The organism is Pseudomonas frederiksbergensis, from assembly GCF_035751725.1.
Taxonomy (GTDB): Bacteria; Pseudomonadota; Gammaproteobacteria; order Pseudomonadales; family Pseudomonadaceae; genus Aquipseudomonas; species Aquipseudomonas frederiksbergensis_A.
Genome location: NZ_CP142104.1, coordinates 3,313,568 through 3,327,975, shown reverse-complemented (window position 1 = coordinate 3,327,975; position 14,408 = coordinate 3,313,568). Strand labels below are relative to the sequence as shown.

The window sequence follows — 14,408 nt, the reverse complement described above, 5'->3', positions numbered from 1 at the left end:
TAAAAATAATAGATGAGGTGGTCGATGAAATCGATTAACGCCGTCGCTATGACGTTGCTGTCGACATTGTGTGTGTTTGATGTTTGTCTTTCAGCAAGCATCAGTAATCCAGACAGGTTCCAGCATGAAGGAAAGTTGAATGCTTATCTTCGTTCGGTCTATATCAATACGCGTATATCCAATGAACTGATCGAAGACCGTTTTGGCGGTTTTCCGGACGGTGCCGAACTGGGTGGCACAGGCGTCGGTGCGATCCTGGATTACAACTCCAGTTATTGGGCCGGCGTTGTCGGGTTCGATGCTTCGCTATACGGCGTGGCGATGATCGATTCAAAAGACAATGGCCGGGACCTTTTTGATGACACCGATGGCTCCAATGGTGGTTTCGCCAAGGTCGGACAGAGTTATTTCAAGCTGCGTCATGAAGGCGCCGGCTGGAATGCCGACTCTCAAGTAGGCCGGGGCCGCTTCGATGCGGGGACGCTGGTCACGCTCGACACCCGGATCGTTCCCGGCTCCTACCAGGGAGGCCGCGCCCACTTGAACTTCACCGAGACGGGGATCGGTCCGCTCCCCGGCACGTTGGGCTTTGAAACCGCCTATATCAACCGCACCTCGCCTCGGGACAGGGAAGAATTCGAACATTTGCTGAGCCAGACGGGCGAGGAAATCAAGGATCTGTACACCTACGGCATCAATTACGATTTGAAGGCCGTCGAGCTGGGTTACGCCCATGGGGTGGCGCGGGACTTCAATGAGAACACCCGCTATGGGCTGACACTCAAAGCGCCACTCGGCGATAAAGCCGGTGTGGTATTGGACACTCAATATTATGAGTTTCAAAAAGCCGGGCGAATCTGGGAACGTGATTGGGAAGCAGGTGAGGCGGCTTATGAAGACGACGCGACCTGGTTGAATATCAACCTGGGTTTACTGCTTGATAAAGTTCGCCTGGGCCTTTCTTTTTCCGAGACTCATGCCAAGTTGAACAATGGGCAACTGGGCTATGCCTATTTCGATCATGGCGACAATGTCGATGGCAGGATGGATGCCTGGACACGCTCCGGCAATGATTTCAATAACGACGGTGAGCGAACCTGGCAAATAGGCGCCGAATATGACTTGAGCGGACACTCTTTATTGGGCGCTTCGCTGGATGGTTTCAAAGTCATGACTATTTATAAGCAAGGCGAATTTGACGCGACTGATCCATTCAGCGGCCGGCGCACCGACGTGACGGAGCGGCAAAATGAATACCGTCTTTATTACCGTTTTGACGAAAAAGAATATGCCGGACTTTCCGTCGGCCTGATCTACATCGATTACCGAATTGACCAGGACTTCGTCGTATTGGTCTCCGCTCAACCGGATAACGTCGTCAGCGGATCGGAAGCGCGGGTATACCTGGACTACGCATTTTGAATATTCAACCGTTCTACCGAGAGAGCCGTGATGTCTACACTTCGCCATAAAATAGTGGTTACCCAACGATTCTTCGACGCCACGGCGACTGACTTCCTGAAGCGTCACGGCTGTGAGGTCATCGTCGCGAACCTGGCGCCAGGACAGGCGGATGGCGACCTGAGTGAACCGCAACTGATCGACATCTTGAAGGACGCCGACGGCTGGATTGTCGGGCACGCGAATATCACGTCCAGCCTGTTGGGCTCGCTCCCGCGCTTGCAGGTCATCGCCCGTCGCGGTGTGGGTTACGAACGGGTCGATACGGCGGCGGTGGAAGCGGCGGGGAAGGTCGCAACCATCGCGATCGGTGGCAATGACGCAAGCGTCGCCGACCATACCGTGGCCTTGATGCTCGCCGTGTGCCGCCAACTCAAGCGCTGCCAATCGGGGTTGTCCGCAGGTGACTGGTCGATCCCCCTGGGCGGCGATCTGTACCGCAAGACGGTGGGTATCGTCGGGCTGGGGAGGATCGGTCGGGGCGTTCTGCAGCGCTTGTCCGGATTTGAAGTCCAGCCGCTGATTTATTCGCCTGATCCGCAAAAAGCCCTGCTCGACGTTACTCCCCAGGCTGGCTTCGTCGACCTGGAAACGCTGCTCAAGGAAAGTGACTTCGTCACACTTCACGCGCCCCTCAACACCCAAACCCAGGGACTGATCGACGCGCACGCGCTGAAGCTGATGAAGCGTTCGGCGGTGCTGATCAACACCGCGAGGGGCGGTTTGGTGCGCGATGCGGATCTGCTCCGTGCGCTGCGGGAAAACCGGTTGGCCGGGGCGGGGCTCGATGTCTTTGAGAGTGAGTCGGATCGCGCGCTATCACCGGTGACCGAACAACTGATCCAGCTGCCGAACGTCGTCGTGACGCCTCATGTCGGGGCCTCTACGGTCGAAGGCCTGAATCGCACCAATCTGATTGCCGCCGAGTGTGTCGTGGCGGTGCTGGAAGGACGCAGCCCGCCGAGCCATTGCGTGATTGCGGACGGCCGTCGGCCTGTCGGCGCGGATGAAAAGCCATGAGCGATCACGAAAACCTGCCGGCGGATTCCCGTCCGCCGGTTCATCCTGACTTGCTGGCCGTGGCAACGTCGCTGCGCGAACAGGGCTTGCTGCCGATCGTCCAGGGCGACGTACAAGGCGTCCGGGGGCAGTTGGAGCGGATCAACGCCTGGGCCGCGCAACGCAGCGTTCCACTGAGCTACGAGCGCACGCTGGGCTTTTCCGTCGACGGCCGCACGGTCTCCTGCAAGCTCTATTGGCCGGAGGGCAATGAGACGCCTTGCTTGATGTTCTACTGCCACGGCGGCGGATTTCGCCATGGTTCGCTGGCCGGTTGGGACGCGCCGCTGCGCCAACTGGTTCGGGACAGTGGAATGGCGGTGCTCTCCATCGACTATGCGTTGTCGCCGGAATATCGCTTTCCCGTGGCGTTCAACGAGGTGGTGGCGATCATCAGCCGCGTCATCAAGCTGGGAGCGATCACCGAATGCCCGGTGCGCGGTTATGCCCTGGGCGGCGATTCGGCGGGTGCCAATCTCGCCCTTGGAGCGGCCATTGCGCTGCGTGACGCGGGGATCGATGCATTGCGGCAATTGTTGCTGTTCTACGGCAGCTACTCCCGTGACATGAGTTCCGACTCGTGGCAGCGGTTTGGCGGGTACGCAGGGCAGAACCTGTCGGTCGAAGCCATGAGCCGCTACTGGGCCAGCTATCTGGCCAATGACGAGGATGACTGGCGTGTACAGCCGATAACGGCCGAGCTGGCGGGCCTGCCACCGACGCGAATCATCGTTGGCGAGCTGGATCCGCTGCTGGATGAGAACCGAGCGTTGGCGCAGCGCTTGAAGGACGCAGGTGTGGTGACGAACCTGCAAGTCCTGGCGAACATGACTCACGGTTTCATCCGCTTCAACGAAGTGGCGCCCATCGCGCGCAACGTGCTGGCTGCGCAGGGCCGCGCGTTGCGCAAGGCGCTTTCCAATCAGGTGAGCCTCCCATGATTTTTTTCCGAATCGCGGCTTTTGCATGGGCCTGTGTCGCTACATCCATTGGTATGGCCGACGGTAAGCTGCCCGTCGGGCCCGCTGCCGGGGATATGCAACTGTCGACGTTTTATCGCTGGCCTGAAGCAATGCCCGAGCGCCCCGGTGCGCTGCTGCGAAGCGAGCACATGCCAGTGCAGGCGCAGATGCCAGCCGCCGGGCAGGCATTGCGTCTGCTCTACAGCTCAATGGACGAACGCTGGCGCTCCGGCCTCGTCCCGGTCAGTGGCGCGTTATACCTGCCGACTGGCAATCCCCCCGCCGAGGGCTGGCCGCTGCTCGCCTGGGCCCACGGCACGCTGGGGATCGCCGATGCGTGCGCGCCTTCCTGGACGGGGCTGCGCGACCGTGACGCGGCGTATATCAATCGTTGGCTGGCGCGTGGGTTCGCGGTGGTCATGACTGACTACCAAGGCTTGGGCGGTCCGGGGCCGCATCCTTATACGTACTGGCAGGCCGAGGGGCGTTCGGTCCTCGACTCGATTCGTGCTGCCCGTGCCATCAGTCCAGGTCTGATTGCCAATCGCATGTTCCTCGCAGGCCAGTCCCAGGGAGGCGGGGCGGCGCTGGGCGCGGCAATCCTTGCCACGACCTATGCCCCCGAACTGCCTATCCTGGGCGCGCTGGTGACGGCGCCGAACAGCACGTTTGCTCAAGGCCCCGTCAGGCTGCCGCCACGCCAGTCCAATACGGTGTTCCTGGCGCTGGCGTCCGGCGGCCTGCGCGAAGACGGCCCGCGGATTGAGGACATCCTGACCGCCAAGGGCCTGCAATTGCTGGACGTCGCCCGGCAGGGCTGTACCCGTGACATCGCGCTCGAATCCAAGGCGTTGCAGGTGGGGTCGTTCGCTGAACTATTGACGATCACTCCGCAGGCGTTGAACGCTGCGCGCATCCCGACCACCGACATGCCACAGGCCTCGATTGCCTTTGCGCTGTTCATTGCCACCGGCCAGGCGGATCAAACCATCACGCCAGAGCGGCAATATGCGGTCGCGGCGGCCTTGTGCGCCGCCGGCAACTCAGTCACTTGGCGCACCTATGAAGGCCTCGGGCATGACGGGGTGCTGCACGGTTCGCTGGAAGATGCCTTCGCCTTCGTCGGGGCTCGACTCGACGGCCAGGACTACGGCTCGAATTGCGCAACCCTGCAAAGACCCGGTCCGCCCGGTGAAAGGACCCCGGATGCGCTGTTCAACGACGACTGAAGCATCCAGGCCTGCGTGTCGATGTCTGCGCAGTAGGTTGCCAGCCGGAGTGGATTCATAGCAGGCCATCGGTGTCGTGCGATCCAGTCCGTCGGCGAAATGAGGGGCGGTGGGGCCAGGCTCGATGATCACAGACCTGAACGATGCGCCCCCGAAATACGGCCAGCGAAACCCACCGTCGCCCGTCTCAATGCAACGATTACCGGGCCACGGCCTCATATGAGTCATAAGCGGCACCTTCAATGCCAAGGGCCGGTCCGATCTTTTCCTTATGACAGGTGATTGTTTTCATGACGATGGCTGAGAAAAATCATGTCGACTGGCTGGTCGAACAATCGATGCTCAAGGCTGCGAGGCAGCGGGCCAAGCTTTATTCAGGGCAAGGGCGCCTGTGGCAGCAGCCCTTCGCGCACACCCGGCCTCGCGATGCCTCGGCGTTGTCCTCCGTGTGGTTCACCGCGTACCCGGCCTCCATCGTCACCCGGGAAGACGGCACGGTGCTGGAAGCGTTGGGGGATGAAACCCTGTGGCATGCGCTGTCGAAAATCGGCATCCAGGGTATCCACAATGGCCCCTTGAAAAGGTCCGGTGGCCTGCGCGGCACTGACTTTACGCCGACAATCGACGGCAACTTCGACCGCATCAGCTTCGACATCGACCCGGAACTGGGCACTGAGCCCCAGTTGCAGGCATTGACGCGAATGGCCGCCGCCCACAATGCGGTGGTCATTGACGACGTTATCCCGTCCCATACCGGCAAGGGCGCGGATTTCCGCCTGGCGGAGATGGCCTATGAAGACTATCCCGGGCTCTACCACATGGTGGAGATCCGCGAAGAAGACTGGCCGCTATTGCCCGAAGTCGAGGAGGGGCGCGACGCCAGGAACCTCACCGCTCAGCAGGTGGACGCCCTGCGGGACAAGCATTACATCGTCGGCCAGTTGCAGCGGGTGATTTTCTTCGAGCCCGGGGTCAAGGAAACCGACTGGAGCGCAACCCCCGTCGTCATGGGCGTGGACGGCAAGCCGCGGCGCTGGGTCTACCTGCATTACTTCAAGGAAGGCCAGCCGTCGCTGAACTGGCTTGATCCGACTTTCGCCGCGCAACAGATGATCATCGGCGATGCGCTGCACGCCATCGATTGCATGGGTGCGAAGATCCTGCGCCTGGACGCCAACGGTTTCCTCGGCGTGGAACGCAAGCTCGATGGGACTGCCTGGTCCGAGAGCCATCCGTTGTCGATTACGGGCAACCAGTTGCTCGGCGGTGCGATTCGCAAGGCCGGCGGTTTCAGTTTCCAGGAACTGAACCTGACCCTCGATGACATCGCCGCGATGTCCCACGGCGGGGCGGACCTGTCCTATGACTTCATCACGCGCCCGGCCTACCAACACGCATTGCTGATGGGCGACACTGAGTTCCTGCGGTTGATGCTGCGCCAGATGCACGCCTTTGGCATCGATCCGGGATCGCTGATCCATGCATTGCAAAACCACGACGAATTGACCCTGGAGCTGGTGCATTTCTGGACGCTGCACGCCCACGACACCTACCTGTACCAAGGCCAGACCTTTCCCGGCAGCATCTTGCGCGAACACATTCGCGAGCAGATGTACGAGCGCCTGTCCGGTGAACATGCGCCTTACAACTTGAGGTTCGTGACCAACGGCGTGTCCTGCACCACGGCCAGCATCATCACCGCCGCGTTGGGCATTCGTGATCTCGATGCGATCACTGCCGCCGATATCCGGCAGATTCGCCAGGTCCACCTGTTGCTGGTGATGTTCAACGCCATGCAGCCGGGCGTTTTCGCCTTGTCGGGATGGGACTTGGTGGGAGCGTTGCCGTTGCCGGCGGAACAGGTCGAGCATTTGATGCGCGATGGTGACACGCGCTGGATTCATCGTGGCGCCTATGACTTGGTGGATCTCAATCCAGAGGCACCGTTGTCGGCCGGGCAGATGCCCAGGGCAAGGACCTTGTATGGCAGCCTGCCGAGCCAGTTGAAGGATCCGGATTCGTTCGCCTCGCAATTGCGCAGGATCCTGGCTGCGCGTCGGGCCTACGACATCGCCGCGAGCCGGCAGATACTGGTTCCGGACGTCGAGCATCCGGGGTTGCTGATCATGGTCCATGAACTGCCGGCCGGCAAAGGCACGCAAATCACCGCGCTGAATTTCGGCTCGACACCCATCACTGAAACCCTGCATCTGCCGGATATTGCGCCGGGGCCTGTGGTGGACATCATCAATGAACGGGTCGAAGGCGATCTCACCCCCGAAGGCGAGTTCACCATCACGCTGGACGCGTTCGAGGGGTTGGCGCTGAGGGTGGTGAGCAGTTCGCCGATGATCTAGAAGGAACGAGGCGAAAAAGCGTATGAAAAACAAAAGAAATTGAAAAAAACAATATCATCATGCCACTATTGTTAATGCCGTCGCTGCCGATAAACGCAGCATCGATTAATCATAGGGACTTGATACATGTCTTTTCGTACGCTTCGCACCCTCGCAACCCTTACCGTTCTTGCCTGCCTGGCGCTCACCGGCTGCGCCCACGTCCAGCCTCCCGTACCCCTGGATCATCAGTTCTGGGACGCCAAGGAGCCAACCATCGGCGTGGCGATCAACGTGGTGCCAGAGCCAGTGCTGGCACTGACCGGTAACCAGGGGCTCCTGGACCTGGCCATCAATAAAGGCGTCAACAGCAAACTCAGCGATAACGTCGAAAAATGGGAAGTCCGCGACCTCAATACCCTACCGGATGCCATCGTCGCCAAGCTGCAGGCCAAGGGCTACAAGGCCAAGCGCATCGACGAGCCGGTGGACCTGACCAAATATAAGGAAGTCAGTTTCCGCGAAGGCTACACCACACGTGACCTGACGCCGATCAAGGCCACCTACGGTGTCGATCGCCTGCTGCTGGTGAACGTGATGGGAACCGGCGCTACCCGCAGCTATTACAGCATCGTACCGACCAGCGTCCCCATGGCGCAGGTGGGTGGGCAGGGCATGGTGGTCGATCTGGCCGACAACAGGCTCCTGTGGTTCAAACCTTTCTCCGTCTTGCAGGCCGCCCAGGGCGAGTGGGATGAACCGAACTATACGAACCTGACCAACGCTTTCTACCAGGCGATGGACACGAGCCGTCAGCAAATGATCACGCCGTTCGAACAATGAACCGTGTGTTGATGGTCGCCGGTTCGCTGGCTGCGCTGCTGGTGGGGTGCGCGCAGAAGCCGGCCCCGCCGACCGGTTTCAAGACGCCGGACGCGGTGTCCTATGTCCAGGCCCACGGGGTCAAGGTGGACCTGCAACTGCCCCAGACGTTTGTCGGGGCCAGTACGGTAGTGGATGCCGAGGCCGCGCAGAAGGCTGCGTCGTCGAGCCATAACCTGGTCGCCAGTTCCGGCAACAGCGCGGGGCTTGCCGGCTTGCTGGTTGCCAGCCTGATCAACACCCAGATGGGCAGCGGCAGCTTGCAGCGCGATGCGCAGAACACCGCTGCCAAGGAATCACGACCGTTGGCGGACCTGCTTGCCGGCGTACCATTGCAGGAGCGTCTCCAGCAGCGTTTCCAACAGGCATCGTTGGCGGCCGGCTTCAAGCAAGGCGCGGGCGATATCAGCGCCCGCCTGGTGATCGAGCCCAAACTGATGCTCACGCCTGACCGTGGCAGCTTTGTGCTGGTCAATCAGGTGCAGGTCCAGGACATCGCCGGTTCCGCGTTGTATCGCATGCGCATCGAGGTTTCCAGCCAGCCGATCAGGCGCTGTGGCAAACGCTGTATCGACGACGGCTCGCTGGACCTGGCGCAAGTGACGACGGCACTCGACGAGTGCATCGACGAGTCGATGCGCGTGCTGGCGACCGACCTGATGCTGCCGGCGCCACCGCAAGCGGCCCAGGAAACCCTGCGCTATGTGCTCGATGGTCAACGTGTGGTCGAGCGCGGCTACCAACTGGTGAGTAATGGATATTACTGGCGCTATCGCAACCTCTACGGTGCGGTGAAATCGGTACCGGTGCCGTTCGAAGATGCGTTGACCCAAGAGCAGTTGCGCAAGGTCTACGGTCGCTGATCATGGGCCGATTAGGTGCTCGGTCAATAATCAGCGCACCCCCGTCCAATACTGCCTGACCCCACCGCTTGCGCCCTGCACCGGATCCCGATCCGGAAACGGCAACGCCTCGATGTTCGCCAACTGCGCCTCGCTCGGCGCCTCCCGGCAGATATCGGCCTGCTGGCCGGGTGGATACGCTCCGACCACCAGGAAGTCATCGCTTGCGCCCAAGTTGCAATGCCCGGTGCCGGCGGGGAGCAGCAGTACATCGCCGGCCTTGACCTCGATGACTTGGCCGTCGGGGCCACCGATCATCAAGCGCGCCTCGCCACTGGCAACACCCAGCACTTCGTGGCCTTCGGTGTGGTAGTGGTGAAAGTCGTAGATCCCGTAGCGCCATTGCGGTGGCCAGCCGTTGGTGCGGAAAATCTCCTCCAGGCGGGCGGCCAGATCATCGGTCTGGGTCGCAACCGCGTCACGGTAGACGATCACCGGCAGGCGCGGGTTGTTGGGCACCCAGTCGTTGCGTTCCAGCAACACGGGCTGGATTGAATCCGGGACGGCGTCGCGCGTGTTCATCGAAGGTCCTCCACATCTGTGCACTTATGGCCTAGACGTTGCCTGCGACGGGAGAGTTCAACGCTGCGGACCACTGTCACCGATCAACGCTTTTGCTTCATGATCCGCTCCACTTCACCCGAAGCCTTGAGCTGTTCGAAAGCGCGTTGGGCCTTGGCGACGGTCTCGTCCGGCGTGCCCAGGCTGAAGGCCAGGTAGACCCGGTGGGGCTGCTCGTCCAGCGAGTAGACTTGCTCCAGCAGATTGAAGTCCATCTGGGCGTCCTGGCTCATCAGGCGTGCGGTGTTCTCCGGCATGGGCACCAGCTGGACCTGGCGGTTCAACAGTTTCTGGAAGTTGTCGTGATTGTTCGCCGACACGACCAGTCGGCTGAAGCCCCGGTCTTGCAAATAGACCTGCTTGGCGTCATTGCGTATCACCCCGATGCTGTACTGCTTGGCTTCTTCGAGGCTGGCGATGGAGATGGGCGCCGTTTCACGCAGCTTGTAGAGCCGGCTGGTGGAGCGATGGATTTCACCGACCCACTTGAACAGCTTTTCACGGGCCGGAGTGCGATCCAGGGGAAAGATCAGTACGTTGGGCTCGCGCAAGGCCATTTCATAGGCCCGCGCCCATGGGTACAACGCCATGTGGAAGTCGCCGAGGTCGGCCTGCTTCAAGATTTCGGCGGCGATATGGATACCGGGGCCGGCCAGCTTATCGTCGCGCAGATAGGCATACAGCGAGTCCTCGGTCACGACTTCGATGGTGTCCGCCTGGCTTTGGAAACTGATCAAGGCCAGGAACACCCAGGAGCAAAGCATCGGAAAGTGGCGCATACAGACCTCGACAGCGGCGATGGTTCAGAGAGAGACGCAGTTGCGTCCCTGGTGCTTGGCCCGGTACAGCGCCTGGTCGGCACGCTGCATCAGTTGGTCGAAATGATCCATGGTCTCGGGGTCCAGCTCGGCGACGCCGATGCTCAGCGTGACGAACGGGGAGACCGATGAGCCGCTGTGGGGCAGTTGGCGTTCAGCCAGGGCGTCACGCAAGCGTTGCGCCGCTTCGCAGGCCTGCCCAGCGTCGATGTTGGGCAGCACGACGACAAATTCCTCGCCCCCGACCCGTGCGGTCAATTCACCAGAGCGGCCGAATACGTCACGCAGGGTTTCGGCAATCTGTTGCAGGCACTGGTCGCCATTCATGTGGCCGTAGGTGTCGTTGTAGATCTTGAAAAAGTCGACGTCGCACATGAGCACGGCCAGTGGCGTCTTGTGGCGCATGGCGCGGCGAAACTCGACTTCTTTCAACTGATCGAAATGGCGACGGTTGGCCAGGCCCGTCAAGGCATCGTGGCGGGACAAGGCTTCAAGGGCCTGGTTGGCGGCCTTGAGTTCCGCCGTGCGCGCCTCGACCAGCTCGACCAACTGATCGCGGCTGGCGGCAATCGCCAGTTCATCCGAGCGCTGGCGTTCCAAGTGGGCGTGGAGATTGTCCTGCAGCTCGTTGACCTGGGATTCGAGCAGGCTCAGTTCATCCTGGCGGTCCACCGAGCGCTGCAACTTGAGGTGATGCTTGAGGGTTTGTGGCGCGAGTTCGCCCAGGTGCCGGGCGATGTGCACCACGTGGATGGTTACCAGGCGGTTGAACATGGTCATGACCAGCCCCGCCAGCAGCATCGACTGGATGATCTGGGTGATGACAATGCTGCGCGCTTCGCCCCACAAGCGTTGCCACAGCAGTTGGTTGTCGCCTTCGATGGTCAGCTCGCCCACTTTCTCCTGGGCGCCGAGATAGGGTTGCGCGATGAGTTCGCGTTGTAGCACCGGAGCCGCCCCTTCGTTGCCGGTGGTGTAGCGATTGAGTTCGATGATTTCCGGCGACCGGCCGGGCCGCAGGACATTCAGCACCACGCGTCCGACTGGCGCGGCCTTCGCGACGCTGGCGAGCTGTTTGTCCAGGGAATCGCGGTCCATTTCCCAAATGGCGTGGGCCAGGGTATCGCGGAAAACCTGGTCGATCAGCCCCAGCTCGGAGTTCATCTCCGCCAGGTTGCTCTCCCAGGCGAGCCAGGTGCGCCAGGTGACCATCGCCACGGTGAAGAACAGGCAGAACAGCAGGGTCGCCAGTACCAGTCGACGCCCCAGGGAACTGAGCGTCTTGGCCTGTACGCGTGGAGAGGGCGGGTTGACGTGGCCGTCCATCTCACAGCCACTTGCGCGCGATGGCATCGTAGACGCCGTTGCGACGAATGGCCTCCAGGCCGGCGCGGAATTTTTCAACGGTCTGCGGCGGCGTCTTGCGGCTGAACGCCATGTTCAGGCCGTCGGCACTGCTCAGTTCGGGCAACGCCAGCGACTGGATCAGTACTTTTTCCGGGTCCTCGCCGTTCTGGCGGGTCAGGTAGAGCGCGTTGAGTTCGTTGGAAATCCACAGCTCAACGTGATCGACCTTGAGCTTGCGGTAATTGTGTTCGTACTTGGTGCTGGACTGCAGTTCTTCGCCGATGCGAAAGCCCTTCGAGACCAGATATTGCTCGCCCACATCCTGGTTTACGGTCGCGATCTGGTGCCCATGGGCATCGGCCAGGGAGTTGAGCTTCACTGGCCGTTCGGCCAGGGAGTAGATATACCACTGTGTCGGGGCGATGGCACCGATCCACTGGAAAAGCGATTCACGCGCAGGGGTGCGCACGATGGAATAGATCAGGACGTTGCTTTCATTGAGCGCCAGTTCGTACGCCCGCGCCCAGGGCATCGGCTGGATCGACGCCTCGACGCCGATCTCCTTGAGCACGGCCTCGACCACCTCGGTGCTCATGCCGGTCACGCGTCCGCCCTGCGTCATGTTGTACGGCGGCAATTCCTCGGTGACGATGCGCAGCGGCGGCTCTGCCGCGATGGCCAACGCCGATCCCCCTGCAACCAGGAGCATCAGGACGCCGAACATCAGTAAGCGATTAAGCTGCCAAGCCATTGATCATTACCCTATGCAACCAGCAGAGCCGGGCGAGGCCTGAGGGCCTTCGTCACTCAGGTTATCGGCTGGGCGCGGGTGTGCTTGAGCATCGGTCCGCAATCTCGGGACGACCGCTCTATCACGCGCACGCCAGGACCGGGTGGTGAACCTTCCGTCGATACAAGGCTCACTTATTAGGTCGTCGCCTCGGGTGGACGCGCCGTTTTTGCCGATAAGGAATTCGCATGGATCAAACCTCGACCTTGCACGTGCACGCTGTAGAGCGCGAGTTCAGCCCACGCGCGGTGATCACCGGGATCGTGCTCGGTATTCTCCTGACGCCCTCCAATGTCTATGCGGGATTGAAGATCGGCTGGTCGTTCAACATGTCGATCATTGCCTTGCTGGTCGGCTACGGCATCTGGCAAGGCCTGGCCAAGCGTTCGTCTGCGCGGCTGCCCTGGACGCTGCACGAAAGCAACATCAACCAGACAGTGGCGTCGGCCGCGGCATCGATCATTTCCGGTGGGCTGGTGGCGCCGATCCCGGCGTACACCTTGCTGACCGGCCAGCAACTCGAGGCTGTGCCGATGGTCGCCTGGGTGTTTTCAGTGAGTTTCCTGGGCATCTGGATCGCCTGGTACCTGCGGCCCTCGTTGCTCAACGACAAGGCGCTGAGGTTTCCCGAGGGCATGGCGACCCTGGAAACCCTGTTGCACATCTACAACCATGGCCACGAAGCCGCGACGCGGCTGAAGGTGCTGCTGAGCGCGGCCGTCCTGTCCGGCCTGGCCAAGTGGGTCGATAGTTTCGTCTGGGCCATTCCACGCTGGTCACCAACGGCCCAGTTGGAGCGGCTGACATTCACGGCGGACCCTTCACTGTTGCTGGTGGGCTTTGGCGGCATCATCGGCATCCGTGTCGGCTTGACCCTGTTGCTCGGCGCGCTGCTGGCGTGGGGCGGGTTGGCACCTTGGTTGCTCGAACACGGCCTGGTGCAGTTGCCGCCCGGCAGCAGCGGCCCACAATTCGCCGTGCTGGTGGAATGGCTGCTGTGGCCGGGCGTGAGCCTGATGGTTTGCGCGACCCTGGCCTCGCTGGCGATCCGGTTGTGGTCGCTGCACACCTCTACCAAGGCCAGCGGTGGGGCGACATGGGCGATGCCAAAGGCCGGGCCTGCCCTCGGATTTCTGCTGGCAATCGTCTTGGTGGTCAGCCTGCAAGCGATGTTGTTTGGCATCAATCCGTGGATGGCGTTGCTGACCATTCCCTTGGCCATCTGCCTGGCGGCGGTGGCTGCGCGGGTGGTCGGCGCCACGGGCATTCCGCCCATTGGCGCTATCGGGCAGTTGTCCCAATTGAGTTTCGGCATCGTTGCCCCGGGGCAGGTGCCGATCAATCTGATGAGTGCCAATACCGCCGGTGGTTCAGCCGGACAATGCACGGATTTGATGAACGATTTCAAGGTCGGTCGAGCAATCGGCGCGACGCCGCGCAAGCAGCTTTTGGCCCAGACGCTGGGGATTTTCATCGGCAGTATCGTCGGCGTGCTCGCTTACCTGGCGCTGATCCCCGATCCGCAAACCATGCTGCTCACCGAAGAATGGCCGGCCCCGGCGGTCGCCACCTGGAAAGCCGTGGCGCAAACCCTGACCCATGGCCTGGACTCGTTGTCGGCGAGCATTCGCTGGGCGATCTTCATCGGTGGTTTCGCCGGGTTGCTGTTGGGCATTCTCGATAGCTTGCTGCCGGCCCATCGCGCTCGCTACTTGCCCAGCACGGCAGCCCTCGGCCTGGCATTTGTCTTGCCAGCCTCGGTGTCGCTGATGATGGCCCTCGGCGCCGTGCTCACCTGGCTGGTGAGCTGCCGCTGGCCGAGTCTGACCGAACGCTTCGCCATCACGGCGGCGGCGGGATTGATTGCCGGGGAAAGCATCACCGGGGTGGGCGCTTCGTTGTGGGAAATGCTCGGGAATCTGTGAGGTCCCTGTGGCGAGGGGATTTATCCCCGTTGGGCTGCGCAGCGGCCCCCAAACTAGCCGACCCGGTGTGCCAGTAAGATTGAGTTCATTGTTTTAGGGCTGCTACGCAGCCCAGCGGGGATAAATCCCCTCGCCA

General features: G+C 61.4%; 12 protein-coding genes. 8 read left to right on the top strand and 4 right to left on the bottom strand.

The genetic code is table 11. From position 1 onward, the window contains the following. Positions 1-24 precede the first annotated feature (24 nt). The 7 genes from VQ575_RS14690 (at position 25) to VQ575_RS14660 (ending at position 8,792) form a co-directional block, all read left to right on the top strand. Complete coding sequence (locus VQ575_RS14690) at positions 25-1,422, top strand: OprD family outer membrane porin (protein WP_325917793.1); 1,398 nt, start codon at positions 25-27, stop codon at positions 1,420-1,422. Positions 1,423-1,452: 30 nt separating this feature from the next. Beyond that, a complete protein-coding gene (locus VQ575_RS14685; RefSeq protein ID WP_045156311.1) occupies positions 1,453-2,481 on the top strand; it encodes a phosphoglycerate dehydrogenase in 1,029 nt (342 codons plus the stop codon). After that, positions 2,478-3,461: an alpha/beta hydrolase gene (locus VQ575_RS14680; RefSeq protein ID WP_325917791.1), complete on the top strand. Its 984-nt coding sequence runs from the start codon at positions 2,478-2,480 to the stop codon at positions 3,459-3,461. The genes VQ575_RS14685 and VQ575_RS14680 overlap by 4 nt, the downstream gene beginning before the upstream one ends. Continuing rightward, a complete protein-coding gene (locus VQ575_RS14675) occupies positions 3,458-4,711 on the top strand; it encodes a lipase family protein (protein ID WP_325917789.1) in 1,254 nt (417 codons plus the stop codon). Before VQ575_RS14680 ends, VQ575_RS14675 begins: the two co-directional genes overlap by 4 nt. A 290-nt stretch (positions 4,712-5,001) precedes the next feature. Further along, the gene (gene treS, locus VQ575_RS14670) at positions 5,002-7,068 is read left to right on the top strand and encodes a maltose alpha-D-glucosyltransferase (RefSeq protein ID WP_325917787.1); all 2,067 of its coding nucleotides are present in this window, start codon (positions 5,002-5,004) and stop codon (positions 7,066-7,068) included. Between the two features lie 126 nt (positions 7,069-7,194). After that, positions 7,195-7,890, top strand: coding sequence for a hypothetical protein (locus VQ575_RS14665; protein WP_325917784.1), 696 nt, complete (start codon positions 7,195-7,197; stop codon positions 7,888-7,890). Continuing rightward, a complete protein-coding gene (locus VQ575_RS14660) occupies positions 7,887-8,792 on the top strand; it encodes a hypothetical protein (RefSeq protein WP_325917783.1) in 906 nt (301 codons plus the stop codon). Before VQ575_RS14665 ends, VQ575_RS14660 begins: the two co-directional genes overlap by 4 nt. Positions 8,793-8,822: 30 nt before the next feature. Here the strand turns inward: VQ575_RS14660 and VQ575_RS14655 are convergent, their stop codons facing one another. The 4 genes from VQ575_RS14655 to VQ575_RS14640 form a co-directional block, all read right to left on the bottom strand. Further along, complete coding sequence (locus VQ575_RS14655; RefSeq protein ID WP_325917782.1) at positions 8,823-9,353, bottom strand: cupin domain-containing protein; 531 nt, start codon at positions 9,351-9,353, stop codon at positions 8,823-8,825. A gap of 83 nt (positions 9,354-9,436) precedes the next feature. After that, positions 9,437-10,171, bottom strand: a complete 735-nt coding sequence (locus VQ575_RS14650) for a substrate-binding periplasmic protein (RefSeq protein ID WP_039589850.1) — start codon at positions 10,169-10,171, stop codon at positions 9,437-9,439. A gap of 24 nt (positions 10,172-10,195) precedes the next feature. Next, positions 10,196-11,536 carry a GGDEF domain-containing protein gene (locus VQ575_RS14645; protein ID WP_325919888.1) on the bottom strand — a complete coding sequence of 447 codons (1,341 nt, stop codon included), beginning with the start codon at positions 11,534-11,536 and terminating at the stop codon, positions 10,196-10,198. A 1-nt stretch (position 11,537) separates the two neighbouring features. Continuing rightward, a complete protein-coding gene (locus VQ575_RS14640) occupies positions 11,538-12,308 on the bottom strand; it encodes a substrate-binding periplasmic protein (RefSeq protein ID WP_039589854.1) in 771 nt (256 codons plus the stop codon). Between the two features lie 227 nt (positions 12,309-12,535). Between VQ575_RS14640 and VQ575_RS14635 the strand changes: the two genes are divergently transcribed. Beyond that, positions 12,536-14,272 carry an OPT family oligopeptide transporter gene (locus tag VQ575_RS14635; RefSeq protein ID WP_325917780.1) on the top strand — a complete coding sequence of 579 codons (1,737 nt, stop codon included), beginning with the start codon at positions 12,536-12,538 and terminating at the stop codon, positions 14,270-14,272. Positions 14,273-14,408: the final 136 nt, after the last annotated feature.

Bases quoted from the DNA above. Each gene is read 5' to 3' on its own strand.
- VQ575_RS14665 (WP_325917784.1), top strand. From the start codon at position 7,195: ATGTCTTTTCGTACGCTTCGCACCCTCGCAACCCTTACCGTTCTTGCC.
- VQ575_RS14690 (WP_325917793.1), top strand. From the start codon at position 25: ATGAAATCGATTAACGCCGTCGCTATGACGTTGCTGTCGACATTGTGT.
- VQ575_RS14645 (WP_325919888.1), bottom strand. From the start codon at position 11,536: ATGGACGGCCACGTCAACCCGCCCTCTCCACGCGTACAGGCCAAGACG.
- VQ575_RS14685 (WP_045156311.1), top strand. From the start codon at position 1,453: ATGTCTACACTTCGCCATAAAATAGTGGTTACCCAACGATTCTTCGAC.
- VQ575_RS14680 (WP_325917791.1), top strand. From the start codon at position 2,478: ATGAGCGATCACGAAAACCTGCCGGCGGATTCCCGTCCGCCGGTTCAT.
- VQ575_RS14650 (WP_039589850.1), bottom strand. From the start codon at position 10,171: ATGCGCCACTTTCCGATGCTTTGCTCCTGGGTGTTCCTGGCCTTGATC.
- VQ575_RS14660 (WP_325917783.1), top strand. From the start codon at position 7,887: ATGAACCGTGTGTTGATGGTCGCCGGTTCGCTGGCTGCGCTGCTGGTG.
- VQ575_RS14640 (WP_039589854.1), bottom strand. From the start codon at position 12,308: ATGGCTTGGCAGCTTAATCGCTTACTGATGTTCGGCGTCCTGATGCTC.
- VQ575_RS14675 (WP_325917789.1), top strand. From the start codon at position 3,458: ATGATTTTTTTCCGAATCGCGGCTTTTGCATGGGCCTGTGTCGCTACA.
- VQ575_RS14635 (WP_325917780.1), top strand. From the start codon at position 12,536: ATGGATCAAACCTCGACCTTGCACGTGCACGCTGTAGAGCGCGAGTTC.
- VQ575_RS14655 (WP_325917782.1), bottom strand. From the start codon at position 9,353: ATGAACACGCGCGACGCCGTCCCGGATTCAATCCAGCCCGTGTTGCTG.
- treS (WP_325917787.1), top strand. From the start codon at position 5,002: ATGACGATGGCTGAGAAAAATCATGTCGACTGGCTGGTCGAACAATCG.